The 24910-nt window shown below is 41.2% G+C and carries 23 protein-coding genes and 1 riboswitch; of the genes, 5 read left to right on the top strand and 18 right to left on the bottom strand.

Annotation, left to right across the window (positions count from 1 at the left end; translation table 11 throughout):
- Positions 1–46: 46 nt before the first annotated feature.
- The 7 genes from ABOA58_RS25455 to ABOA58_RS25485 all read right to left on the bottom strand — a co-directional run bounded on the left by ABOA58_RS25455 (position 47) and on the right by ABOA58_RS25485 (position 7106).
- Positions 47–1726 carry a glycoside hydrolase family 13 protein gene (locus ABOA58_RS25455; protein ID WP_350300497.1) on the bottom strand — a complete coding sequence of 560 codons (1680 nt, stop codon included), beginning with the start codon at positions 1724–1726 and terminating at the stop codon, positions 47–49.
- Positions 1727–1810: 84 nt separating this feature from the next.
- On the bottom strand, positions 1811–2893 hold the full coding sequence (locus ABOA58_RS25460) for a Ger(x)C family spore germination protein (RefSeq protein ID WP_350300498.1): 1083 nt from the start codon (positions 2891–2893) through the stop codon (positions 1811–1813).
- Positions 2890–3990: a GerAB/ArcD/ProY family transporter gene (locus ABOA58_RS25465; RefSeq protein WP_350300499.1), complete on the bottom strand. Its 1101-nt coding sequence runs from the start codon at positions 3988–3990 to the stop codon at positions 2890–2892. Before ABOA58_RS25465 ends, ABOA58_RS25460 begins: the two co-directional genes overlap by 4 nt.
- A 24-nt stretch (positions 3991–4014) precedes the next feature.
- Positions 4015–5496 carry a spore germination protein gene (locus ABOA58_RS25470; RefSeq protein WP_350300500.1) on the bottom strand — a complete coding sequence of 494 codons (1482 nt, stop codon included), beginning with the start codon at positions 5494–5496 and terminating at the stop codon, positions 4015–4017.
- A 184-nt stretch (positions 5497–5680) separates the two neighbouring features.
- Positions 5681–6214 (bottom strand): YhcN/YlaJ family sporulation lipoprotein, encoded by a 534-nt coding sequence (locus ABOA58_RS25475; RefSeq protein ID WP_350300501.1) that lies wholly within the window; start codon positions 6212–6214, stop codon positions 5681–5683.
- A 54-nt stretch (positions 6215–6268) separates the two neighbouring features.
- The gene (gene sugE / locus ABOA58_RS25480) at positions 6269–6589 is read right to left on the bottom strand and encodes a quaternary ammonium compound efflux SMR transporter SugE (protein WP_350300502.1); all 321 of its coding nucleotides are present in this window, start codon (positions 6587–6589) and stop codon (positions 6269–6271) included.
- 48 nt (positions 6590–6637) lie between these two features.
- Positions 6638–6736: riboswitch (guanidine-I (ykkC/yxkD leader) on the bottom strand.
- A gap of 40 nt (positions 6737–6776) precedes the next feature.
- Positions 6777–7106 carry a DUF948 domain-containing protein gene (locus ABOA58_RS25485; RefSeq protein ID WP_350300503.1) on the bottom strand — a complete coding sequence of 110 codons (330 nt, stop codon included), beginning with the start codon at positions 7104–7106 and terminating at the stop codon, positions 6777–6779.
- A gap of 118 nt (positions 7107–7224) precedes the next feature.
- Between ABOA58_RS25485 and ABOA58_RS25490 the strand changes: the two genes are divergently transcribed.
- Both ABOA58_RS25490 and ABOA58_RS25495 read left to right on the top strand, forming a co-directional pair.
- Positions 7225–7404 (top strand): hypothetical protein, encoded by a 180-nt coding sequence (locus ABOA58_RS25490; RefSeq protein WP_034310080.1) that lies wholly within the window; start codon positions 7225–7227, stop codon positions 7402–7404.
- A 405-nt stretch (positions 7405–7809) separates the two neighbouring features.
- Entirely contained in the window at positions 7810–8430 is a 621-nt protein-coding gene (locus ABOA58_RS25495) for an RraA family protein (protein ID WP_350300504.1), read from the top strand.
- Between the two features lie 55 nt (positions 8431–8485).
- Here ABOA58_RS25495 and ABOA58_RS25500 read toward each other — a convergent pair whose 3' ends face one another.
- From ABOA58_RS25500 to ABOA58_RS25520, 5 genes are all read right to left on the bottom strand, one after another.
- Entirely contained in the window at positions 8486–10453 is a 1968-nt protein-coding gene (locus ABOA58_RS25500; RefSeq protein ID WP_350300505.1) for an LTA synthase family protein, read from the bottom strand.
- Positions 10454–11552: 1099 nt separating this feature from the next.
- Positions 11553–12497, bottom strand: a complete 945-nt coding sequence (locus ABOA58_RS25505; RefSeq protein ID WP_434547803.1) for a siderophore ABC transporter substrate-binding protein — start codon at positions 12495–12497, stop codon at positions 11553–11555.
- Between the two features lie 210 nt (positions 12498–12707).
- The gene (locus tag ABOA58_RS25510) at positions 12708–13466 is read right to left on the bottom strand and encodes an iron ABC transporter ATP-binding protein (RefSeq protein WP_034310071.1); all 759 of its coding nucleotides are present in this window, start codon (positions 13464–13466) and stop codon (positions 12708–12710) included.
- A complete protein-coding gene (locus tag ABOA58_RS25515; RefSeq protein WP_133351182.1) occupies positions 13460–14407 on the bottom strand; it encodes an iron chelate uptake ABC transporter family permease subunit in 948 nt (315 codons plus the stop codon). The genes ABOA58_RS25510 and ABOA58_RS25515 overlap by 7 nt, the downstream gene beginning before the upstream one ends.
- Positions 14400–15350, bottom strand: coding sequence for an ABC transporter permease (locus ABOA58_RS25520; protein ID WP_350300506.1), 951 nt, complete (start codon positions 15348–15350; stop codon positions 14400–14402). Before ABOA58_RS25520 ends, ABOA58_RS25515 begins: the two co-directional genes overlap by 8 nt.
- Before the next feature lie 250 nt (positions 15351–15600).
- Here ABOA58_RS25520 and ABOA58_RS25525 point away from each other — a divergent pair, with 250 nt between their 5' ends.
- From ABOA58_RS25525 to shc, 3 genes are all read left to right on the top strand, one after another.
- Positions 15601–15963 (top strand): DUF1450 domain-containing protein, encoded by a 363-nt coding sequence (locus ABOA58_RS25525; RefSeq protein ID WP_350300507.1) that lies wholly within the window; start codon positions 15601–15603, stop codon positions 15961–15963.
- Between the two features lie 215 nt (positions 15964–16178).
- A complete protein-coding gene (locus ABOA58_RS25530; RefSeq protein WP_350300508.1) occupies positions 16179–17828 on the top strand; it encodes a M14 family metallopeptidase in 1650 nt (549 codons plus the stop codon).
- A 165-nt stretch (positions 17829–17993) separates the two neighbouring features.
- A complete protein-coding gene (gene shc, locus ABOA58_RS25535; protein ID WP_350300509.1) occupies positions 17994–19889 on the top strand; it encodes a squalene--hopene cyclase in 1896 nt (631 codons plus the stop codon).
- Positions 19890–20115: 226 nt separating this feature from the next.
- Here the strand turns inward: shc and ABOA58_RS25540 are convergent, their stop codons facing one another.
- The 6 genes from ABOA58_RS25540 to ABOA58_RS25565 form a co-directional block, all read right to left on the bottom strand.
- Positions 20116–20598, bottom strand: coding sequence for a tetratricopeptide repeat protein (locus ABOA58_RS25540; protein ID WP_350300510.1), 483 nt, complete (start codon positions 20596–20598; stop codon positions 20116–20118).
- A 256-nt stretch (positions 20599–20854) separates the two neighbouring features.
- Complete coding sequence (locus ABOA58_RS25545; protein ID WP_350300511.1) at positions 20855–21397, bottom strand: PepSY domain-containing protein; 543 nt, start codon at positions 21395–21397, stop codon at positions 20855–20857.
- Positions 21398–21462: 65 nt separating this feature from the next.
- Positions 21463–22818: a sensor histidine kinase gene (locus ABOA58_RS25550; protein WP_350300512.1), complete on the bottom strand. Its 1356-nt coding sequence runs from the start codon at positions 22816–22818 to the stop codon at positions 21463–21465.
- The gene (locus ABOA58_RS25555) at positions 22815–23510 is read right to left on the bottom strand and encodes a response regulator transcription factor (protein ID WP_350300513.1); all 696 of its coding nucleotides are present in this window, start codon (positions 23508–23510) and stop codon (positions 22815–22817) included. The genes ABOA58_RS25550 and ABOA58_RS25555 overlap by 4 nt, the downstream gene beginning before the upstream one ends.
- A 158-nt stretch (positions 23511–23668) precedes the next feature.
- The gene (gene msrA, locus ABOA58_RS25560) at positions 23669–24190 is read right to left on the bottom strand and encodes a peptide-methionine (S)-S-oxide reductase MsrA (RefSeq protein ID WP_350300514.1); all 522 of its coding nucleotides are present in this window, start codon (positions 24188–24190) and stop codon (positions 23669–23671) included.
- A gap of 105 nt (positions 24191–24295) precedes the next feature.
- Complete coding sequence (locus tag ABOA58_RS25565; protein ID WP_214773034.1) at positions 24296–24904, bottom strand: response regulator transcription factor; 609 nt, start codon at positions 24902–24904, stop codon at positions 24296–24298.
- Between the last annotated feature and the right edge of the window lie 6 nt (positions 24905–24910).

Here is a 24910-nt window from a genome sequence, read left to right on the forward strand (position 1 = left end):
CGCAAAGGACCTGTTCTTCCTAATCGGAGAAGAACAGGTCCTTTTTTCATTTCAAATGATAAACACGGCATTCATATGGTTGCAGGGGTTTGCTCGAGATCCCTTCTTCCTCCTGATCATAATTGCCGATCAGCTTTGTGGCAGAATATGCTTGCAGCTCTTCAGGCAAAGTATAGGGAGCCTGCTCTTCTTTAAAGTTGCATAGTACCAACAGCTTTTCTTCTTCCAACGATCTCGTGTAGGCAAATATTCGTTCATCATCCGGCAACAGCAGTTCAAAACGGCCATAAACGACGATATCTTGTTCCTTGCGTATTTGGATAAGCTTTTTATAAAAATGAAAAATGGAATTGTGATCATTGTAGGCCTTTTCTGCATTAATCTCGGGAAAATTGGGATTAACCTTAATCCAAGGAGTCCCTTGCGTGAACCCTGCGTTACGGGAGTCATTCCACTGAATCGGTGTTCTCGCATTATCCCGGCTGCGGGCATGGACGGCTGACATCATCCGCTCTTTCGACCAGCCATGAGAATTGACGAGTTCGTCATATGAATTCAATGTTTCGATATCCCGGTATTCATCGATGCTTTCAAATGCAACATTGGTCATGCCCAGTTCTTCCCCTTGATATATATAAGGTGTACCTTGAAGCATCTGAAGACAAGCGGCAAGCATCTTAGCGCTTTCAATACGATACTTCCCATCATGACCAAACCTTGAGACAACCCGGGGCTGATCATGGTTGTTCCAGTATAAACTGTTCCAGCCATCCCCCTCCAAACCAGTCTGCCACTTGGAAAGAATTCGCTTTAAATCGGTAAGCTTCCATTTATCGTTACTCCATTTCCCTTCTGGTCCGCTCCCCAAATCCATATGTTCGAATTGAAAGACCATATGTAGCTCACCACGATCTTTACCTGTGAATAATTGCGCGTCCTCCGGTGTGATGCCTGGCATCTCCCCAACCGTAATCACGTCATATCCAGAAAGTGCCCTTTGATTGATTTCCTGTAAAAACTCATGTATGCGCGGGCCATTCAGGAAAAACGGGCTTCCGTCACCAAACTGCTTCTCATGATGAACGGCTCCATCTGTATAGCTTTGATCTTTTGAAAGGAAATTGATGACATCCATCCGGAAGCCATCGACACCCTTATCCAGCCACCATGTCATGATGCTGTAGATTTCTTCACGGAGCTTAGGGTTCTCCCAGTTTAAATCCGGTTGTTTCCTGCTGAATAAATGTAAATAATATTCATCGGTTCCTTCATCATATTCCCACGCTGAACCTTTAAAGATCGACTCCCAATTATTTGGCTCTTTCCCATTCCTGCCTGGTTTCCAAATATAATAATCACGTTTCGGATTATCTTTTGAGGATCGGGATTCCTTGAACCACGGATGTTCATCTGAAGAATGGTTGACCACCAGGTCCATCATGATCTTCATTCCACGTTCATGAACTGCCTTCAATAACCTATCGAAATCAGCCATGGTTCCGAATTCAGTCATGATTGTTTTATAATCACTGATATCGTATCCATTGTCATCATTGGGAGATTGATAAACGGGGGATAGCCATATCACGTTCACACCCAGCTCTTGTAAATAATCGAGCTTCATCAAGATCCCGTTTATATCCCCTATCCCATCGCCATCACTATCCATAAAACTCCTTGGATACACTTGATACACAACTGCCTCTTTCCACCATGCTTTGTCCATGCTTTTCCCCCTTTTTAGCCGCATTGACACAATCATTACACCAATACCCTATTATAAAGGGGGAAACTCCAGAATATTCTACTTTTATTCAGCAATTCCCGTTTGAATCATTTCAATATCCAGATCGACCTCGATTGGAATATCGGGATATGCCTTCTCCCAATGTTTTTGATCGAAATTTCTTGTTTTACTTTTAGCGTGATCACCGAGTGCAATCGGATCTACATGGTTCACCTGAAACATGGTTACCATCTCATTTAATTTTTTACCAATGACATGCTCGGCCATGGACTCTATTTTATTCAGGTCGACCGCTTTGCCCAAGTCATAGCCTTGGACCTCTAGCAGACTCGCTTTCATTTTCACTTCAATCCTGACCTTGGGGTCTTGATTGGCATTCGAAATATGATAATGGACACGTGACTCCACGTTATTGATATCGGTAAAGTCATTTTCCTTCCATTTAATTTCATAACTCCCCAGCTTAAAGTTTTCACTAAGGACTTTATATAAAAAGCCGTCTTCATAAGGGATATATTTACCAATATAACGATCCTTTTTAAACAAGGCGATCCCTCTTACCCGTATTTGGTCTCCTGCTGTTTCCAATAAGGGCAAGACCGGATCGATTCCTTTACCATGACACGCATATAAATACGTGTGAAGATCTACATCAGGCAAATTAGTCCTTATATTCTGTTCGATCAGCTCTTTCACTTGAACCCCTGGAGTTTTAATCAACTTCGGCTCCATTTTAACTACATCCTCCGCTTTGCCATGAACGACCGCTAAATACAAATCCCTTCCCACCATTGGGTCACGCCTATATGTATCGACATAATCATTCAACCCCTTACTTGCCAATTCTTCACCATATAGAATGACTGTCAGTCTCCCGCCGACAATCGGGTATGGTGTTTTTGCATTTTCTTGCTGGCGGGCCGCCTTTATATCATGGGAGTTCGCTTCATATACTTCTTTACCCAGATCTGCTTCCTCCCCAGGCTGAGGAACACTGACCACGACCGTACCTTTGATTTTTTTGTCTTCGGCAACATCATAACCTACGACTTCAGCAATTAATATATCTTCTAATATTTGCTTTTCCACGCCGCACGCCGCCATCAAAAAGCCTGCTAATGTTATCAATAGAAGTTTGATTTTCATGATTTATGACCCCTAACTTTATAGACGATCGACTGCCATATAAATAGGAGAGGAAGATACAAATAAACGATAAAAAAACCGATTTGCGAACTGATTGTGTTAAACTTATCGATTCTATAGCGGTTATCCAAAAAAATGCAGGAAACTAAGATGATGATCAGAATGAGAACCAACATCTTTTTCTGTCTAAATCCGAATACTCTTTTCGCTGTCCTGCTTGCTGCCCAAACCCCTATGCAAACATTCGGCAGCACCATGAACAGCCAAACGGAAATCCCTATGTATTCGAACCTTTCAATGAATGGAAGGTCTACAATTTTCCATAACGTCAAAGTTGCCCAAATTACATCTTTCAGCTGATCTTGATGATAGTAGGCTAATGAAACAAGTATGGATACTAAATAAATCACCATAGTAAACAACGCCCCTAAGTGGGCCCACTTTTGAGATTTTTCACGATTTTTAATGAAAGGATAATAAATGAGGACTAATTCAAAACCAAGGTAATTCAGGGTCATTTTCTTACAGGCCTTCATGATTTCCAAAAGAGAATGATCAAGAAAAGGACCCAAATTTTCAAAGTGGGCGTACTGCAATGGAAAATAATTCAAAAGGAATAATGGCGATCCGATAATAAGCCCGATTATGCAAAAACCGGTAATGACCCTGAAACCTCCTTCCACAAAACTATACACGAGAATAAGAATGATGGTTATCAGCATCAGGACATTGACACCAGGGAACATCCAAACCTGTATGACTTCTAAATAAGTCCTTATAAGAATGATGGAAATCATTATAAAGTAGAGGATGAATAACATATTGAAAACATTTCCGACCCATTTACCAAACAAATCCTTATGGATGGCAACCAAATCAAGTGTTTGGGGGCCCCTGCCCAAAAGCTTGAAACACATCCAAAGCAGAACATTTATGATCAACCCTGATAGGAGGACCGATATCCATGCGTCTTGACCTGCCTCTTTCGCTATGATCCGTTCAAACCCCAATATCCCTACTCCAATCTGCATGCCGGGCATGAGGAAAAAAACAAAAAATGGAGATATTAGTTTAGTTTCATTTGGTTTGACTTCCATACCTTCTCACCGCTTTCTACTTCCTTATTCATCTATATCATTATGGGGGTTTCGTGTTTCCGCTTCCTTCCTTATCCTTAGTGGATTTTCCGTCCGCAGAAACTGCGGGCGTTTTTTCTGCTTTGAAAAAGGGAGGCGAATCAGACTATCTTTAAAGTCATGAATTCTTAACGGGTAAAGCGGGTCTAAATAAGGACTGCCAAGCGAAGTCAATTTCAATAAATGACTTAAAATGAATGCACTGCATAAAGCTATTCCAAACAGCCCGTATAACTGGGCAGCAATTAGAAAGGGAAAGCGGATAAGGCGAATCGTATTGCTGATTTGGTAAATCGGCACCGTAAATGAAGCCAAGGCAGCCAAAGCGACAAGCATCAACAAGACATTACTGACAAATCCCGCTTCCACAGCGGCTGTACCGATGACTATGCCGCCAACAATGCCGATGGTGGAGCCAACCTTAGCAGGCAGCCTGACCGCCGCTTCCCTCAGCAATTCGATCGTCCCTTCCAGCACGATCGCTTCCAAGATCGGCGGAAAAGGGATCACTCCCCTGGATGATATTAAGATTGGCAGTAAATCCGTTGGGATCACTTGATAATGATAGGTTAAAACGGCCACATACAGAGGTGAAGACAAAACGGAAAACAGCACGGCGAAAAGCCGAATCAAACGGAATGAAGTACCGAGATTCCAAATTTGAAAATAATCTTCAAATGACGAGAAGAATGAAATGATGGTATTGGGACCAACCAATGCATGAGGAGATCCATCCAGCATGATGCCTATTTTCCCTTCCGATAATACACTGGCCAGATGATCAGGCCGCTCCGTATCAATCAGTTGCGGAAACATCGAATTCCGATTATCCGTGATCATCTGGCTTACGAACGAAATATCAACGATCGTATCATATTCTATATCTTCTATTCTCTGCATGACTGTCTTAATGATCTGTTGATTAACCACCCCATCTATGTAGAGTACCGCTATCCTTGTTTGCGAGATGTTCCCGACCCGAAATTCCTTGGACTGCAATTCAGGAGTGGGCAACCGGTTACGGATCAGATTCAAATTCGAATCAAGCGATTCAACAAAGGCCTCCTTGGACCCAACGACCGTATATTCCGACTCGGGTGTGGAAATTTGCCTTTTCACACTGTGAACACATGGAATGAGCAAACACATTTCATCATCTTGCTTGTATTGAATCATGATCGATCCTGCCAAAACCAATCTTTGAATGTCTTTTAGATCAGCCGTCAATTTCATATCTTCCATCGGAATATCGCCTTTTAGTTGCTTAAGTACCTTCTTTGGTTGATTCGACATGACTGCCAATACTTGTTCATGGAGCTGTTGTGCACTAACCAGTGAATTGAAGTAGGAGATGATATAGCCATCATCATTCGGGAATTGAAAGGTAAGAAAATCATTAGATGCTTTAAACTTTTTAAGGAGTTCCTGAAAATCCTTGGAAGTAACCTGAAAGGATGTTGAATCCATTTCCCTCCTGCCCTTAAATAACCTCACCATCCCACCCCCATTACAAAGTTTTTCTTTCATTCGATTATTGTAACCACCCTATTTAAAGTTAGTCATGGATCTACAGTTATCTTTAAAATAGGAAAAGACCTATCCGGAATCCACCGGATAAGTCTTTTCATCTTATTTCTTTAATGATTACCAATTACCTTGGACTTGGAAAAATCCGTGTTACAAGTTCACGGAACTCTTCAGCAAATCCTTCAACGGGTTTTCCATTCTCGATATCATTCGCATACCCATCCATTCTTTGAACAAAGTCCGGATTTGCCGACACATAAACTTGGTCTACAGAAGGATCGGCTTCCCTTACTGCATCAGCAATCCTTTCTTTAAGGTCATTCGAGATATCCTTTTCCCCGCCGTCTTTTAATACTGCGCCTACATAGGCATTATTTTCAGTCACGATGACATTTGCGTTACTTACTTCCTTCAAGGCTTCGACTCGATTTGAGATATCCTCGGAGACCCTCATACCGTTTATGCCATTATCATTATCACCATTATTAACATTATTAACATTTTGCCTTGTGTCGCCTACATTCATCGGATTATCTAAATTATCCTGATGAGTACGATTCAGGCCAAGATTTTCACTGGCATCTTCGTTATCATTAGTTGCACAACCTGTAATCACTAAAGCCATCATCGCACTTGATACTATCGCTTTATAGTTCATATTCTTCACTCCTCAAAAATCATTTAACATTACTATTTGCGAGGAGTGGGCAGATTATTCAGAAGAAGTGATCTTCAAGCCGATAATTCCAACCAAAATAAAACCGACGAATACCAAACGCATCGCATCCTTAGGCTCGTTAAATACGATGATGCCTACCAGAACAGCTCCAAGGGCCCCTATTCCGGTCCAAATTGCATACGCTGTTCCCATAGGCAGCGTTTTTATCGCCGATGACAAAAAGTAAAAACTAATAACCATGCCAGCAATCGTTATGATAGAAGGTAATAATTTCGTAAAACCCTCGGTATACTTTAAACTTGTCGCCCATACCACTTCAAATAATCCTGCAATCACCAATTGAATCCAAGCCATCTTTTTCCCCTCCAATTACAGAAAAAGCCCGAGAGGTCATAAATCATAACCTCCCGGGCTTTTTTCCCTCCGTGTACGCAGATTCCTGCGCGTTTCTCTTGGACCATTCCGGTAACATTCAACCGAGGAACCCTAGAAACATAGTATTTCCATACTATATCATGTACATTTCAGATCGGTCAAACACTTATGCATCGCTTCTGTTTCTAAGCTTCCACTTGTCACCTTTTATTGAAAACCAAATATTCTTAAAGGGTTCAGGTATTTTTTTAGCCGCCTCAACCGTATATTGTACAGCCTCTTTTTTATATTCAACATCTTCAGTGATTTCTTGCTGTGTCATGGCGAGTTGGTCCGTTTCCGATTTAATCTGGTCCGTTTTGGCCTGGATGCGTGTAACGGTTTCAGTCACATTTTCAATTGTCGGTTTGGAATCCTTAAATGTTTTAAAAGCAAAAAACGCTAAATAAATAATCGATCCGATAAAGAGGGCAAGACTAATATATACAATGATCACCTAGATTCCTCCTTTTATTTTACCTTTACTATACCCGTAATAATTGAGCAGAAAACGAATCCCCATGTATTTTCTTTTATGCCTGGTCATATTATTGAAAGTAAAAGGAGGAATGAAAATGAATCAAATGCCTCTGCTTAAAGCCTGTTTTAAAGCTGGAATCCACTTCATTAGACATATGACCATACAGCAGGCTGCCACTATTGCAGGAATCATTTTTTTAATCATTCATCCAGAAGTTTTCAGCCCCCTTTGGCTTACATTGGCAACATCCGTCTTGATTCTGCTCCTGCTTTGAAGATTGTAAGTATCCTCCCGCACACTGGCTGTGTTATGGATTTCTTCGCTGACGCCCCCATCCAGATCAGGAAAACACCGAGGATATGCAACAGCATTCCACCCTTGCTTCAGAAGAATGTTCCTGCACAGATCAAACTGCCATGGAGACCCTACCATTAATTTGCCAGGACTGTTCCTATGCAGGGATTTCAATCTCTTCATAGCGATGATCAATAAAGTTTAATCAATCGATTGATTAAAACGGAATTTGACTTGAACCCCCTTGTGACAGCTGAACTTCCCTCCCCCTTCAGAATTGATTACACTACATTTACCATTTTATCAAACGGAAAACTATTAGAAAATTACAAAACTTGTGTATAATTAGGCTATATTCATTAACTATTAAGGAGGAATCATAGTCATGGATACTCTTATTCAACAATTCAGGAATTTGCCCACCACAGCGATTTCTGATGCAATGGAAGGGCTGAGCAACCTGGAATCGGCGATTAAACCCTTAAAGGAAGAGTTTCGTATGGCCGGACGAGCTTTGACCGTACAGATGCCCGTCGGTGATAATTCAGCCGTTTTAAAAGCAATCGGCGAAGCCAAGCCTGGGGATATAATTGTCGTTGACAGCAAGGGTGATACATACCGGGCTATAGCAGGAGACTTTGTCGTCGGCATGATGCAGACCATGGAAATTGGCGGCATCGTAGTCGATGGAGTCATTCGCGACCTTGAAGCCATTAAAGAATTGAATTTCCCTGTTTTCAGCAAAGGGACGACGGTTGCCTCTAGCGGCAAGGCAGGTGTAGGCGAAACCAATGTCCCCATTTCCTGTGGAGGTGTCACCGTATTTCCAGGGGACATCATCATAGGGGACATAGATGGAGTCGTGGTCGTGCCACAAGCCATGGGTGAAGAAATCCTGGTCAAAGCAAAGGATAAAATCATGAAAGACGAACAGCGTGCTGAAAAATATGCAGGGAAGCCTGATGAAATTAGAAAGTATATTGCCATGATGACCAATAAAGGATGACGCATATAAAAAACAGGCAGGAAGCGATGGCTTCCTGCCTGTTCTTTCTTTAGCCTTATTTATCGGTCTTATCTTCCTTAGAACCTTCTTCATCATAAGTGTAATCATAATCAGCAGGATCAATCGGTTTAAAGCCGTTTGGAGTATAGAAACGGAGTAAGTCGCCGTTCACTACTTGGTCGGATAAATTCAGCATCGTTTCAGCTCTCGTTTTATAATTGAGGATGTCATCATTTTCCTCGACCAATTCTCCTGTTTTAGTATCGTAGTATTTCCCTTTAATGGAAGTGACTTCCGGTGTTACAAAATCACCATTCCTGAAAGGTACCACTTCATTATGATCTTTTGACAATAAATCGGATCCGAATTGTACATAGTCTTTAGATTCAATTCCTAACAGATGCAATAAAGTCGGGAGAAGGTCAATCTGTCCTCCGTATTGGTGCATTTCCCCGCCTTCAACACCTGGAACATGAATCAATAATGGTACACGTTGCAATTGGGCATTCTCAAATGCGTCAACATCCTTGCCAAGCACTTTTGACATGGCTTCTTTATGGTTTTCGGAAATACCATAGTGATCACCATACATAACGATTACCGAATTATCATATAGACCGGATTCCTTCAGATAATCGAAAAACTCTTTAAGCGCCTCATCGGCATAGCGTGCAGTTTGGAAGTAACTATCAACGGAAGCATCGCCTGTTGTATGCTTACCGATTGTTGCTTTTTCCTGGTCCATTGCATATGGGAAATGATGAGACACCGTTATGAATTTTGTATAGAAAGGCTGTTTAAGCGTTTCTAACATTGGAATCGATTCCTTAAAGAAAGGCTTATCCATTAATCCATAACTTAGTACTTCCTCTTTATTTTCCATATTATAATGGTTTGCATCGAAGAATTGATTAAAACCAAGAGACTTATACATATTATCCCGGTTCCAGAAAGATTTGTAATTACCATGGAACACAGCAGATGTGTATCCTTGTTGCCCTAAAATAGCTGGTGCTGCTTGATACGTATTTTGGGAACGGTTTGTGAATGCTGCCCCCTGTGGTAAACCGAACAGGGAATTTTCAAGCATGAATTCGGCATCCGCTGTTTTACCTTGGCCTACTTGATGGAAGAAATTATCAAAGTGCATGAAATCTGACTTATCTGCTGCAAGTGAGTTCAAAAATGGAGTTACTTCTTCCCCATTCAACTTATAATCGATAAGGAAATTCTGCATTGATTCCAAATGCAGGTAGATGACATTCTTGCCTTTGGCTGCACCAAAGTACTCAGGGTTCGGTTCAGCGCTTGTTGCCTTCGTATAGTTGACGACTTCGGCGATATCCGTGCTGTTTGCAGTCGCACGCTGAGCGTATGTTTTAGTATTCTGAACGGCATCATAAACCGTATAGTTGAACATGCCCAAATATTTGACGATATAGTTCCGGTCGAATGTTCTTGATAATAATTGCGGGCGATCCTTTTCAGCAAGTCCCAAATTGATGGCGAAAATTGCAAGTCCCGCTAAGTAAACCATTCCAACTGTACGGCGTTTGAGTTTGAAGTCTTCCACTTTAAAGTCTTTGAATCTGTACAACACGATCAAAAGAACCGTATCAAGGAAGTAAAATACATCATGGCCTTTAAATAATTCTAAAATACTCGGTCCCAAATCCCCGGCATTTTGCACTTGCGTCAGGGTTGGCAATGTAATGAAATCGGTAAATGACCGGTAGTATACAATATTGAAGAATAACCATAGGGACATCAAAAGGTTCAACCTGATGATCCATTTAAACGATTTTTTGCCTCTAGCCAATAGTGCCAAGCCAAAGAATAAAATGGCTGAACTAATCGGATTTATGAACAGCAAGAACTGTTGCAGGCCATTTTCAAGACCTAGGTTAAATTCAATTCGATATCCAATATAAGTTTTTATCCAAAACAAGACTACCGCAATAAAGAAAAAGCCTAGTATGTTATCTGCAAATAAATGCCGGCTTTTTTTAAGAAAATTATTCATGCTTTCACCTCTATTAATCTAGTGGTTTATTTATATAAATTTTTACAAACTTACAAAAGACGGAAAATCGGAAACCTTATAATAGCATTCTTTTACTTGGATAGTCAAGATTGTGAAAACCACCTTTTGTCACATCCATAACTCTTATATCCAGAACACTTCTTTAGCTTATGAACAAGCATTTGAAAAAATAACAGAGTTTCGCCCGTCTCGAATGTTCAGCGAACCTATAACAAATATATAGGAACTCCATGTCTTAATCCAATAAATATTACCGTAACTTTATGGGGTGACTGCGGATGACAGTCACTGTTTAGTTTTACGTCCTTGAGCCTTTTCCATTATAAACGACTCTTTATAAAAAAACCAGCACATTACAAAATATGTAAAGATATAAATCTTCAATTATTGAAGGCTACCTTAAATTCCCAGTATTCCTTTCCCGATAATTCGACAGTCGAAAATGAGGTGTCGGTTACATGGATGCATCTCTCCTCCGCACTTTTGTACCCCATTCAAAATCCAAGCCTGAGAAAAGTTTGACTCCTTCATAATTGCATCCAGCCGCTCCAAAATCCCATAAACTAACAAATTGATTTCGTGTAATATCGACATCATTCCCCTAAGGCTTATTTATTAGCTATTTTTAAATAATTTTCCCTGAAAATGATGATCATATTATTTTTATATTTTTACTTTCAGGACAATTTTCATCATCCATAAAAGATTCGATTTACCAAAATTAACTTAAATTACAATTTGAAAAACTCCTCTGGGAACCGGAAAGCTCCAAGTATCCATGGATTTGACATTATAATAGGAAGAAACTAAAATTTTTCATATCGGCTGAAAGGTTACATTCCTTCGATTGCAGCCCATATGAGCTAAAAAGCAACTGGTGTGAATATGCCTTGTCCTTATCCCATTTCCCCTTAATTTTGTCGTGAGGGACCTTATAAGCTTACCTGTGTTTTGTCACCTTTATATGTGAATTCTTTTGTCCCCTTTGTTAGTATATTGGTTTCATCCAGCTTTATTATAAAAAATAAAAAAATCCTGCCCTCGATCGAGGACAGGATTTTCATTAATCATATTTATATTACTTAATACCTTCTGAAACTTCTTTAACCATAGCGTCAACAGATTCTAAACCGCCGCCTGATAAGTACCAGTAGTTAGGGTCTAGATAAATGATGTTACCTTCTTTAAATGCTTTTGTATTTTTCACAATGTCATTTTCAACAGTATCTTTTGCTGCAGCTCCATCACCGGCTACCGCATCTCTATCTACAACGAATAGGTAGTCAGGATTTTTTTCAGCAATGTATTCGAAAGAAATACTTTGACCATGTGTCGATACTTCCAATTTATCATCTACTGCAGGTACTCCGAATACATCATGGATGATTCCAAATCTTGAATCAGGTCCGTAGGCACTTACTTTTCCACCGCTAGCAAGAACGATTAAACCAGTTTTGTCAGTTGGAGCTTTTTCTTTCAAAGCATTAATGTTTTCTTCAACACTTGCCAATTCTTTAGCTGCTTCGTCTTTTTTATCGAAAATTTTACCTAAAAGTGTTACGTTTTCTTCAAAGGATTCCATATACTTTGTTGTATCTACACCTACAAAAACAGTAGGGGCAATTTTGCTTAATTCTTCATATGCGTCAGATTGACGGCCAGAAATAAGGATTAAGTCTGGAGCAATTTCGTTGATTTTTTCGAAGTCAGGCTCTTTTAACCCGCCGGCATTTTCAGTTGTACCTTCATATTTAGAAAGGTATTCCGGAAGGCCATCATGAGGAACAGCTGCTACTTCCACACCCAATTTATCAAGAGTATCAAGAGTACCCATATCGAATACAACGACTTTTTCAGGGTTTGTTTTCACTTTCGTTTCGCCTAGTTGGTGCTTAACCGTAATTTCTTCGCTTTTAGCACTTTCTTTTTTCGCGCTTGATTCTTCTTTTTCCTTATCTGATCCACAAGCTACAGCCACTACAGCGAGCATTGCAACCAAAAGCAGTAAAGATAATTTCTTAATCATTATGGTCACCTCTAAAAAATTTTTATTTAAAATTACATATTGAATCCTCACCATCACAGAGTTCACCTTCAACACTTTCCCTGCCAGATGAACAGGAGGCGGCTAAAGTCTTGGGCGCCCGCCAACTCTTAACTGCCTAAAAAGCGTACGAGGAGATTTCTGGATGGCTACGAATACTGAAGTAATTTAAAACCAACTGGAATTATCTTACGTGAAGTACACACAGATCTTATTGTCATTGATACTTTGGATTTCAATATCCATATCATAAATTTCCTTTAATACATTGGAATTGATTACTTGTTCGGTAGGGCCATTATGAACAACCTTGCCATCCTTCAATGCGACGATATAGTCGGAATAACAGGATGCAAAATTAATGTCATGAATGACGATAATGACCGTTTTCCCCAATTCATCGGCCAATCTCCTCAACACCTTCATGATTTGGACGGAATGCTTCATATCAAGATTGTTCAGGGGTTCATCAAGAAGCACATACTCCGTGTTCTGAGCAATGACCATGGCAATGAAGGCCCGCTGTTGCTGGCCGCCGCTAAGCTGGTCAAGAAACTTATCCTGCATGTCAGCAAGTTCCATATATTCAATCGCTTCATCGACGTATTTCCAATCCTCTTTCGTCAGCTTTCCTTGTGAATAAGGAAAACGGCCAAAGGCGACGAGTTCACGAATCGTTAAACGGATATTGATGTGGTTAGCCTGCTTTAAGATGGCAATCTTTTTCGCAAGTTCATTGCTATTGAATTTCCCCATATCCTTACCCTCGATCAGGACTTCTCCTGAATCCCGGGTAATGAGACGGCTGATCATCGAAAGGACGGTACTTTTCCCCGCTCCATTGGGACCGATGAAGGATGTGATTTTCCCTTTCATTATTTCAATGGAAACATCCTCGACAACCGTTTTATTATTATATTTTTTGAATAAATTTTTCACTTCTACCATGATTTATTCTCCTTTAATAGAAGATAGATGAAATAGACACCGCCGACAAAGTTGATGATGACACTTAAGGTCGTGGAAAACGTAAAGATCCTCTCTACAATGAATTGGCCGCCGACCAAGGCAATCACGCTGATCAGCATTGCACCCGGGAGGATATGTTTATGCTGATAGGACTTAATGAATTGATAAGCCACGTTTGCAACAAGCAATCCGAGGAACGTGATCGGACCGATCAAGGCAGTCGAAATGGAAATTAAAACCGTAACGACGATTAAAACCCGCTTCGTGACAAAATCATAATCCACACCCAAGTTTATGGCTTGGTCCCTCCCTAGGGACATGACATCTAAATACTTCAAAAATCTCATGAAATATACCATTGCCGCAATCATGAGGATAATAGCTAACGTTAACAGGTCCGTGTTGACATTATTGAAGCTGGCGAACATTTTATTTTGAATGATTTGGAATTCATTCGGGTCGATCAATACCTGCATGAATGAAGACATGCTGCCGAATAAGGTTCCGAAGATGATACCGATCAGCAATAGGAAGTAAATATTGCGGTTTTTCTTGAACATGAACTTGAACAGCAGGCTTGCAAAAATAAGCATGGCCGCAAGTGTAATCAGGAAATTGAGATTTTTATTCATGATCATGATATGCGTTGAACCGAAGATGAAAATCACTCCCGTTTGAATCAGCATATACATGGAGTCCAACCCTAAAATGCTTGGCGTCAGGATTTTATTATTCGTGACCGTCTGGAAAATCACTGTTGAAAAAGCTATTGCACATCCAACCACGATGATGGCGACGATTTTTATGACCCTTCTCGGCAGTGCATAATCCCAATTCGGGCCAAGGTCCCAAAAGATATAACCTGCCGTTAAAGCAGCTGCAAGAACAGCCAATATAATGATCCTACTTTTATTATTCATATGCCTTTCTCCTCAGTATCAGATAGATAAATACGGCGCTTCCTATCACACCAACTACGAGTCCGATCGGGATTTCAAATGGATATATGAGGATCCTGCCCAGAATATCGCAGATCAATAGGAATACTGCCCCTAGCAATGCTGTATGAGAAAGACTCTTTTTCAAATTGTCACCAAGGTAAAGGGATACAATATTTGGTACGATCAACCCTATGAAAGGAATCGTTCCCACCGTTAACAAAACGACAGTGGAGGATAATGCCACGATGATCAATCCAAAATTGACTATAAACTTATAATTGAGTCCTAGATTGATAGCAAACTCCTCACCCATCCCTGCCACAGTGAATTTATTGGCAAAGAAGTATGCGAGAATGACTAGAGGGATACTTACATATATAAGTTCGTACCTTCCCGACATGATCATCGAGAAATCACCATTCATCCATGTGTTGAGGCTTTGAATCAAATCATATTTATAGGCAAAGAAAGTCGAGATGGATCCTACGATATTACCAAACATCAAACCAACCAATGGAATGAAAATCGTATCCTTATATTTCACTTGATCAAGAATTTTCATGAACAAGAATGTACCTGCCAAAGCGAATATGAAAGCAAATGCCATTTTCTCAATAAGTGCTGCCGATGGAAAAATGATAATGGCAAGAAGAAGTCCCAGCCTTGCAGAGTCCATGGTACCGGCAGTCGTCGGGGATACAAATTTATTGCGGCTCAATTGTTGCATGATCAGACCGCTTATACTCATCACAATACCGGCAATGACTATGGTCACCAATCTGGGGAAACGGCTTTGCAGCATGATTTGCACTTTATCATCACTTAGATTCAATAAATCCAAGGGGGTAATGTCTTTTACACCAATGAATAATGACGTAAATGATAAAACAATTAACGCCATGACTAAATATCTTATCTTCATCTACATTTCCTACTCTTCCTATCTCAGTTAATACAGCGATAATATTTTTAATTAAATATATTTGAATAAAGACTATCGCAAAGTCACCTCTTGAAATGGAAATCATGAAGTTGCAATAGTTACAAGGTTCTTCCATTCGTGATAATGAGATTCATTATCATTATCAGTCATTCTTATTCTATCATTTCTTAGACATGTGTCAATATATACAAGGGAATTACTTTGATAAACTCCGGATAGTCATATTGTAATGAATTCGGATGAACCAATCATGCATTTCGTTACAGGAAGTGATAAAATCAAAATAACAAATATTTACTCCTCCAATGAAAGAAGCGATATGATGAAAAACTTGTTATCCAAAGTGTTCTCAAAAAAGGCGAAAATCCAGATTGAATTTTGCCAAAATAATCTTGACCGCTTCCTTAATGAACAAACAGTTGCCGATTATGGTAAGTTCTTAGCGAATCCAAGGATTCAATATAAGGAATATGAATGTTTGAGTGAGTGTAAACTTTGTCAGAAAACCCCCTATGCGAAAGTGAACGGCCAGATAATGAGTGGCAAGGATTCACAGGATCTTTTAAATAAGTTACATGATGAATTGAAATGATACGGGCCAAAATTGCTTGTTCCGTATCATTTTGACTTTCCACCTGTAATTATACAGAATACAGGTGATGAACTTCTATTAAAAGGAATTGCGAATTTAACATTGAATTATTAATCTAGTCGTTACTTCCTGTTTTTCACTATTTCATACGTTTTCACTGTATAAATAGCTTGAAATATGATAATTTATGGAAAAAGATAGACAGGAGGACGTCCATGAAAAAACTCATTCCTACCATCGTTTCAGTCGTAACACTAGGTCTTGTCACTGGATTGCCTGGCCCTATAGCCGAGGCGGAAGAATTCACCCCTTATTATGGAAATGGTCCAAGCTACATTCAACCAGATAACCTCTCCACCCTTTTCCCTGACCCTAATGTTTCTTTCAAGACCCCTGCCTTTAAACAAAACAAGGTCGCCTTTACGAGCCAGGAAGAAATGTTGGATTCCATCAAGTCCCTCTCCCATAAAAACAAAAGCATCCAGGTCAAGACGATAGGTAAATCCACAGAAGGACGCGACATCCCGATGCTTCTTTTCAGCAAGGATTCAAAAAGACCGATTAAGAATTCCCATAAACCATTGATTTGGATTCAAGGTCAGATTCATGGCAATGAACCCGCATCGGGTGAATCAACATTAGTCCTTGCACAATGGCTAGCTGAAGGCAAGCTTGGTGATGTCCTCGATAAAGTGAATGTTGCCATCGTTCCACGGGTCAATCCCGATGGCTCTTATTATTTCAAACGATTTACCGCAAATGACATGGATGCCAATAGGGACTACTTAAAAGTGGAATATCCTGAAGTGCAGACGATTCATCAATCAATCGATGATTATGAACCAGAAGTCATTCTGGATATACATGAATATACAGTGAATCCCGCCCCCCTGAAAAAAGTAGGAGCAAATGGATCGATCGCTTCTTATGATTTACTCATCTCCTCAGCCAAGAATTTAAATATTCCCGAACAGCTTCGAAAAGCTTCGGATCAATTGCTTTTACCTAATGTTTTTAAAACATTGGAAAAAGAAAAGCTTTCCTATCACGATTACTATACACTGGCCACTTCTGATGATGGAGTCCTTACCGCCACAGAAGGAAGCACCGAAGCCCGGATTGGCCGAAACGCCCTCGGTTTAAAAAATACAATGACCTTTTTAATAGAAACAAGGGGAATCAATATCGGCCGTACCGATTTTAAACGACGTGTTTTTGCACAAGCCACTGCACAGGCAGCATTCATCAAAACGACAGCCGAACAGGCCAGTAAAGTTAAAAAGGCCGTTAAACAGGCAGAAACTGAAGTCGTGCAAAAAGGGCGAAAAGCAAATGATAACGATGAAATTGTCATCACCAGCGAAAATAAATTGATTAAGGATCAAAAATTGACTGTAGTCGATTTAGCGAAAGCGAAAATGATCGATGCCTCCATCGATTGGCTGGATTCAACCGATGCCTACCCTACCCTTGTCAGAGATCGTCCGACAGCCTATATCCTTCCACCCGAATATAAATATATCGCCAATAAACTTCAGCTATTGGGAGTAGAAGTGAAAAAATTTAAAAAACCCATGAAGGTAGCTGTTGAAAGCTATAGAGTCAATGATTTAAAAGTTTCCGCTGAACTGGAAAGCGGACATTCCACAAGGGCAGTCACGACCACCGTCACTTCAAAAACTCGGGATTTTCCAAAAGGAAGCTATGTTTTCGACATGGCCCAGCCTGATGCCAACTTCATCTCCCTTGCCCTCGAACCTGAAGGCATAGACAGCTATGTGACATTCAATTTCATCCCCGCTGCCAAAGGAAAAGAACTGCCGATTTACCGCTATATGCAGCGTTCTTCCTTACCAGTTAAATGATGCATAGTATCTAAATGACGCTTTGGCAGCTTTCATTGCCAAAGCGTTTTTAGATTCCCCCCTCCTTTCAGTTGGAACTATGCGCCTGACATGATTTCTTGAATGCAACGACAAGTTTTGAATATACATATAAACGGAAAACGTGTTTTTAGAGGAGGAAAGTCATTGAACCAACATGTACAATTGGAAATCAATCGCCTTGTTAATCGCTTGAAACAAGACCAATCCGCTGATGGTTCGTGGAATTATCCCTTTGACACCGGGATAACAGCAGATGCCTATATGATCATATTATTGAAAATTCTAGATATGGAAGATACTCCTCTTATAGAGGCTTTAGTAAAAAGAATCGAAAGCAAGCAAACGGAAAACGGTTCATGGAAACTTTTCCAAGACGAGAAGGACGGCAATGTTACGGTTACGATCGAGGCTTACTATGGCCTTCTTTTTAGCGGACTCCGCAATAAGAATCATCCCCATATGAAGAAAGCCAAACAATTCATTCTTTCCAAGGGCGGCATCAAACAGGCCAAAATGTTAACGAAAATGATGCTTACCGTCACCGGACAATATCAATGGCCGCGCCTATTCCCCATTCCTCTCGAAGTGGTCTTACTGCCTCCGACCTTTTTCGGCAGCATTTATGATCTTTCCGTATATGGGCGGGTCAACATGATTCCATTGCTATTGCTTGGCCATAAAAGGTTTCAAATCAAGACCCCTGACACCCCAAGTCTAAAAGATTTATTTCAAACAAGGGAGGACCGATCCGAAGAGCGTATGTGGGAAGAGTATCGTACCGAAGAATATCGTTCCTTTTTCTCTAAACTTCAAACAGGCGTCAAAACCTTGATTGGTTATCCGGATTATTTGCATTCCTTAGCCTTGGATACTACGAAAAGGTTCATGCTCGACAGGCTGGAACCAGACGGGACACTGTACAATTATTTCGGTTCTACCTTTTTCATGATTTTTGCCCTCCTTTCAATTGGATATTCGAAAAGAGACCCAGTGATTCTAAAGGCCATGGCCGGTCTTAAGGGGATGGCCTGCTCCATTGAGGGACACACACATATCCAGTTCACGACGCCCCATGTTTGGAATACCTCCTTAATAAGCTACGCCCTTCAAGAAGCAGGAATACCTCCCAAAGACAAAGCAGTCAAGGCCGCCAATCAGTACTTACTGTCACGCCAGCATTATATGTATGGAGATTGGCTGATCCATAATCCTAACGCCATTCCAGGCGGCTGGGGTTTCTCGGATTTAAATACCATGAATCCGGATGTCGATGATACGACCGCCTCACTGCGGGCGCTGGCTAAGCAACTGCAAGTAAAACCGGATAATCGGGACAGCTGGCAGCGCGGTGTCTCCTTCACGATATCCATGCAAAATGATGATGGTGGATTTCCAGCCTTCGAACGGAATAACGACCATAAATGGCTGCAGCTTCTTCCTATAGAGGGTTCGAAATATCTCCTGACTGACCCTTCTACCGCTGATCTGACAGGAAGAACGTTGGAATTCCTGGGGAACTATACAAATATGAAGAAGCCGGAGGAAGTCAGTAAAAGAGCGGTGGATTGGCTATTGGAAGACCAGAAGCGTGATGGCTCCTGGTATGGGCGCTGGGGCATCTGCTATCTATATGGCACATGGTCTGCACTTACCGGCATGAAGGCAGCAGGGCAAGCCACTGGACATCCATCCATCCAAAAAGCCTTAACTTGGTTGAAGAAAATTCAAAATGAAGATGGCGGCTGGGGTGAATCTTGTTACAGTGATATCAAGCAGCGATACATCCCCCTCGGAACAAGCACACTGACACATACAGCATGGGCTGTGGATGCTTTGATATCGGCATCAGAAAAACCGACAACCGAGATCGAAAAAGGCATTGCCTATCTCATCCGTGCAGGTCAACAAGAAAGCTGGACCAATGATTATCCTGCAGGCCAAGGAATGGCAGATTTTTTGTATATCCATTATCATAGCTATCGCTATATATATCCCCTTTTAGCCTTAAGTCATTACAATAAAAAATTCCTGAAGACTTAATCGCCAGTGTTTTTTATCATATTAAAGGTGAATATGTGGATTACCTGTGGAAAAGTAGTGAATAACACCGGAAAGTTATCCACAATCCAAGGTTATCCACATTCATTTATCCGTAAAAGTGCCAAATGCAAGAAATTCTCCGTCATATTGTTGATTAATTCGTTTCAGCTATGTAAGGATGACTTGTTTTATACAGGTTTTGTGGATAATTTGGGGATGATCACTATTATGTGAAAACTTTATCCAGCTTATCACTATAAAATTTTATGGCCTTAGCATAAGATTGTATTTCTTGATCACTCGAGGTTTCGGCAATTATCTTCAAAAGAGATTCCATTGCAAGATCATGCTGGCCCAAATTATAAAATGCCATGGCCCTGAATACCAATAAAGCCTTTTCCTCAGGAAACTTCGCCAGCCCGGATTCCAATGTCTGTCTTGATTTTTCATATTCCCCTATGGTGCGATATGTGCTCCCCAATCCTAGGTAGGCCCCTTTTGCATCCTCCTTTGGCAAACCTAATTTGAGTGCCGCTTCGTAATAGGGCACCGCCTTTGTCTCAAGTCCGAGAATATCCAAACTCCAGGCACACTGATATTGTATGACTGCATCGCTGGGATTTTGCTTTGCCAGATCCATCAATAATCGATTGGATTTTTCGTTTTCTTTCTTTTCCCTTAAGTACAGTGCCTCTTCCAAATTCCCCATAATCAATCCTCCATTGAATAAAATTCCTTATTGCCTCTATTCGCGTTACTTCTTTTTAATTCCTCCTTATATGTCTAAGCATCACACCTCCAAACACTGCTGCAGGCAGGAACTAATATGATTGTTAAAGATGAGGAAGCTTCACTTCTCTCTGTCTAGGCAATTAAAAAAAGGATCTGCCACACGGCAAATCCTTTCATACACTTCAATTCAAGATCATTCATATATCATAGATTACTATCGACATAACATATGATTAATCATCCAACTGGTTTTTCAATACTTTACCCGTGGTTGCATCCACCACAACATCATATTCCTTTTGTCCTTGTTTTATTTCCAGCTCGTACACAAGGGTGCCATTCTCTGAATCAAGCTCCATATCCGTCACTTGACCATCCACCGCTTTCAAGGCAATCTTTTCAGCTTGATCACTGCTGACTTTTGCAGTTTCCACGGCTTGTTGTGTGCTCATATCGTCATCGTCTTCCATTTCCTGAGAAAGAATCTCTCCCTTTTCAGCATCAACGTCAACGTCTTGATAGCCTTCTTTTGTTTTAACGGTCATCTCATAGGTCATCGGCTGGTCCCAATCCTTTTCAAATTGAGTAACTTCCCCGCCTAGTTTTTCTGAAATCATTTTGACAGCCTCATCCTCGGATAGGTTCCCCTTATTGACTGCATATACCGCCGTTCCAGCAGCACCGCCGAAAAGCAATACGGAAGCTATGGACACTGTCATGATTACCTTTTTCCTTTGAATGATACCTTCTTTAATCGTACTCCACTGTTTTTTCATGAATGAATTCCTCCTTTAAGTTGTTACCTTAATAATAAGCACCCTTCATGAAACGAACATGAGCGTCAGATTAGAATTTGATGAGAAAGAGTAAGAGTCACCAACGTTCCCTCTCCCACCTCGCTTTGAATCTCCAATTTACCGTCGAATGACTCGACAAGCTTCCGGGCGATGGAAAGACCGAGTCCATTGCCTCCCGTTTTCCTTGCCCTCGATGAATCAACGCGATAAAAACGGTCAAATACATGTGGGAGATGTTCTGGTGATATCCCTGCGCCATGATCTTTCACACCGATGAGAATTTCATTATCCTGCCGTTTTATCATAATCTGTATACTTGATTCACTGTATTTCATTGCATTGTCCAATAGGATGACAATCACCTGTTCAAGCTTACTGGAAATGGTCATTGCATATATTTCTTTAAGCTCTGATTCTATCGTTATTTCACGATTTCCCGTCCTTCTGAATGTTTGCGCAATCCCTTCACAAAACGATATAAGTTCTATTTCCCCTTCCACATCAGCTGAGGGTTCCGTTTGGGAAGCTGACTGCAGAAGATGCTCCGTCAGCTTTTTCATCCGGACGGCTTCATGATGGATTGCCTCCACTGCCTCTTCCTGAATCGCCTCATCCTTCATTCCCCAGCGTTTCAATAGAGAGGAGTAGCTTTCGATTACCGTAATCGGTGTTTTCAATTCATGTGAAGCATCCGAAAGGAATTGCTGCTGTTGGTTATAATTCCGCTCCAGCCTTTCCATCATCCTGTTGAATGCCGCTCCCATCACCTGCAGCTCGTCCTTTGATTGATCCGATAGCGGTATCCGTTTGAATTCCCCGCTTTTCTCAATATCCTTCATCGTTCCGCTCATGATCGATATCGGTTTGAGGATCAGGTTGGCCAGCCACTTACCGGCAAGAATGGATAACAGAATGACAAAAAGGGATGCACCGCCCAAAACGAGGGCAAGCGTCGATAAATTATCAAGAAGGGTATCCTGCGGCTGTGTGACCTCGATCATCCCTTGCTTCTTCCCCTCATCAGGATAAGGATAACGGTAGGTCAATACATATTCACCATCAGCTTTGGCAAAATCATATCCTTTCTCGTTAATGGATTTAACCGCAAGCCCCTTAAGGTCCTCTTCATCAGTAAATGATTTTACCAGTCTTCCATCAGGGTCGAATATCCGCACCATTCCATCGTCCGGGATATACGGCTCCATTAAATCTGAATCACTGGAAATCAAATCTTTCGTCAGGATATTTTCTTCGATTAATGAAGCTTGATCTTCAAGCAGATCCCGTTCCCTCTCTATCGATATCCAAAGGAAGGCGATTAAAACGATGATACTCAACAATATGAGCATGACGCTTAAAAAAAGACTGGAATACGATTGGATTTTAGTCCGAATCTTCATACTGGCTCCTTCAGGCTGTATCCTACCCCGCGATAAGTATGGATGAGCTGCACCTCAAAGGGATAATCTATCTTTTTGCGCAAATAACGGATATATACATCAACCACATTCGTATCCCCTGCAAAGTCATATCCCCATACATGCGTCAGGATTTGTTCCCTCGAAAGTACTTGATTTTTATTTTGCAAAAGATAAACCAGCAAATCGAACTCGCGGGAAGTCAGCTCAATCCTATTGCCTTGCCTGTGAATGTCCCTTGTACCAAGGTTCAACTTAAGGTCATGGATTTTTAGTTCATCCACTTCACCTTCTGATTGGCTCTCCCGTACATTGGTACGAAAACAAGCACGGATCCGTGCCAGCAGCTCTTCAATTTCAAACGGCTTCGTTACATAATCATTCGCACCATGGTCCAGGCCATTCACCTTGTCTGGCACAGCATCCCTTGCGGTTAGAAGGATGACCGGTGTAGATCCATTCTTTTTCCGGTAACGCCTAAGTACTTCTATGCCATTCAACTCGGGCAGCATCACATCCAATAAGATTAAATCCCACTCTTCGGCTTCTGCCCTTTCCAGACCTGTCTTTCCGGTAAAAGCCGATTCTGTTTGATAACCCTCATGATTAAGTTCCAGCTGGAGAACCCTCGCTATTTTTTCTTCATCTTCTATTATTAAAATTCTCTTATTCATGATCATCACCACCTACCCCTTAGTGTACTGAAGAAATATGAAAATATCATGAGAAATTGACCCCTCAGCATAAAAATCCGATGAAATAATGAATTTAATTTTTGTGCCTTTAAAAGGTCAAAAAAAAGAACCGGATGTGAAAACACACCCGATCCATTTCATTCACCATTCCAATGCTGGTCAATGAATTCATCGCGTCCCGATTTCGCACGGTCCGCTTTATAATCATCTTTGTTTTTTTTATGATAGCCTTGATGGTATTCTTCGGCAGGGTAAAAGGTTTGGGCCGGAAGGATTTCCGTTACGATTGGTTTCTGGAACTTCCCGCTGGCCGCTACCTTTTCTTTCGCTTCAAGAGCCAGTTTTTCTTGAGCTTCATCATGATAGAAGACGGCCGTCCGATATTGGCTTCCTCTGTCATGGAATTGACCGCCATCGTCGGTTGGATCGATTTGCTGCCAATATAGCTCCAGCAATCTTTCATATGGAAATAACTGAGGATCGTAAGTGATTTCCACGACTTCATAATGCCCCGTAGTTCCCGTCTTCACTTCCTCATAAGTTGGGTTTTCAACACATCCTCCCGTATAACCGGATACGATCCCCCCAATCCCCGGTTGTTCTTCAAATGGTGTCACCATGCACCAAAAACAGCCTCCAGCAAATGTAGCCTTTTGCATAACGGTCATCCCCTTCCCTATATGTAATAAAAATTAATATACCATATTTCAATTCTGACACTGTGCTTTTTTGATTTTCGAAGCCGCAAGGGATTTAACCTTTGATCAATCCTTTGACCAGCCCTTTTCCTTGAATCTTACAATCGCTTCAACGCGGTTGCTCACATCCAATTTATCGAGGATGACCGATATATAATTACGGACCGTTCCATTGGTCAGATAAAGCTGGCTTGCGATTTCCTTTGTGGTCTTACCATCTGCGATCAATTTGAGCACTTGGCTCTCTCGTTCAGTCAACGGGTTTTCTTCTTCGAAAGCCATATCCACCAGCTCTGGGGCATAAATGCGCCGACCATCCATGATGACACGGATCGAGTTCGCCAGTTCCTCACTTGGGCTATCCTTCAGAAGATATCCGCCTACCTCGGCCTTTCTGGCTCTTTCAAAATACCCAGGACGTGCAAAGGTGGTCAAAATGATGACTTTGCATTGGTGGCCCTGCTCCTTGATCTCCTCCGCTACATCGAGTCCCGTTTTAACTGGCATTTCAATATCGGTTATGCAGATATCCGGCTTTAATTGATTGACGAGATTCATTGCTTCTTCCCCATTGCTCGCTTTTCCTACAACTTCCATATCACTTTCCAAATCAAGGATGGAACCCAGCGCGCCAAGCAGCATCCGCTGATCTTCGGCAATTACGATTCGAATCAAGGTTAA

This window comes from Peribacillus frigoritolerans (assembly GCF_040250305.1).
Classification (GTDB): Bacteria; Bacillota; Bacilli; order Bacillales; family DSM-1321; genus Peribacillus.

What these genes read in the sequence shown, in the direction of transcription:
- ABOA58_RS25455 (WP_350300497.1), bottom strand. Translation starts at nt 1,726, where the DNA reads ATGGACAAAGCATGGTGGAAAGAGGCAGTTGTGTATCAAGTGTATCCA.
- ABOA58_RS25460 (WP_350300498.1), bottom strand. Translation starts at nt 2,893, where the DNA reads ATGAAAATCAAACTTCTATTGATAACATTAGCAGGCTTTTTGATGGCG.
- ABOA58_RS25465 (WP_350300499.1), bottom strand. Translation starts at nt 3,990, where the DNA reads ATGGAAGTCAAACCAAATGAAACTAAACTAATATCTCCATTTTTTGTT.
- ABOA58_RS25470 (WP_350300500.1), bottom strand. Translation starts at nt 5,496, where the DNA reads ATGGATTCAACATCCTTTCAGGTTACTTCCAAGGATTTTCAGGAACTC.
- ABOA58_RS25475 (WP_350300501.1), bottom strand. Translation starts at nt 6,214, where the DNA reads ATGAACTATAAAGCGATAGTATCAAGTGCGATGATGGCTTTAGTGATT.
- sugE (WP_350300502.1), bottom strand. Translation starts at nt 6,589, where the DNA reads ATGGCTTGGATTCAATTGGTGATTGCAGGATTATTTGAAGTGGTATGG.
- ABOA58_RS25490 (WP_034310080.1), top strand. Translation starts at nt 7,225, where the DNA reads ATGAATCAAATGCCTCTGCTTAAAGCCTGTTTTAAAGCTGGAATCCAC.
- ABOA58_RS25495 (WP_350300504.1), top strand. Translation starts at nt 7,810, where the DNA reads ATGGATACTCTTATTCAACAATTCAGGAATTTGCCCACCACAGCGATT.
- ABOA58_RS25500 (WP_350300505.1), bottom strand. Translation starts at nt 10,453, where the DNA reads ATGAATAATTTTCTTAAAAAAAGCCGGCATTTATTTGCAGATAACATA.
- ABOA58_RS25510 (WP_034310071.1), bottom strand. Translation starts at nt 13,466, where the DNA reads ATGGTAGAAGTGAAAAATTTATTCAAAAAATATAATAATAAAACGGTT.
- ABOA58_RS25515 (WP_133351182.1), bottom strand. Translation starts at nt 14,407, where the DNA reads ATGAATAATAAAAGTAGGATCATTATATTGGCTGTTCTTGCAGCTGCT.
- ABOA58_RS25520 (WP_350300506.1), bottom strand. Translation starts at nt 15,350, where the DNA reads ATGAAGATAAGATATTTAGTCATGGCGTTAATTGTTTTATCATTTACG.
- ABOA58_RS25525 (WP_350300507.1), top strand. Translation starts at nt 15,601, where the DNA reads ATGAATTCGGATGAACCAATCATGCATTTCGTTACAGGAAGTGATAAA.
- ABOA58_RS25530 (WP_350300508.1), top strand. Translation starts at nt 16,179, where the DNA reads ATGAAAAAACTCATTCCTACCATCGTTTCAGTCGTAACACTAGGTCTT.
- ABOA58_RS25540 (WP_350300510.1), bottom strand. Translation starts at nt 20,598, where the DNA reads ATGGGGAATTTGGAAGAGGCACTGTACTTAAGGGAAAAGAAAGAAAAC.
- ABOA58_RS25545 (WP_350300511.1), bottom strand. Translation starts at nt 21,397, where the DNA reads ATGAAAAAACAGTGGAGTACGATTAAAGAAGGTATCATTCAAAGGAAA.
- ABOA58_RS25550 (WP_350300512.1), bottom strand. Translation starts at nt 22,818, where the DNA reads ATGAAGATTCGGACTAAAATCCAATCGTATTCCAGTCTTTTTTTAAGC.
- ABOA58_RS25555 (WP_350300513.1), bottom strand. Translation starts at nt 23,510, where the DNA reads ATGAATAAGAGAATTTTAATAATAGAAGATGAAGAAAAAATAGCGAGG.
- msrA (WP_350300514.1), bottom strand. Translation starts at nt 24,190, where the DNA reads ATGCAAAAGGCTACATTTGCTGGAGGCTGTTTTTGGTGCATGGTGACA.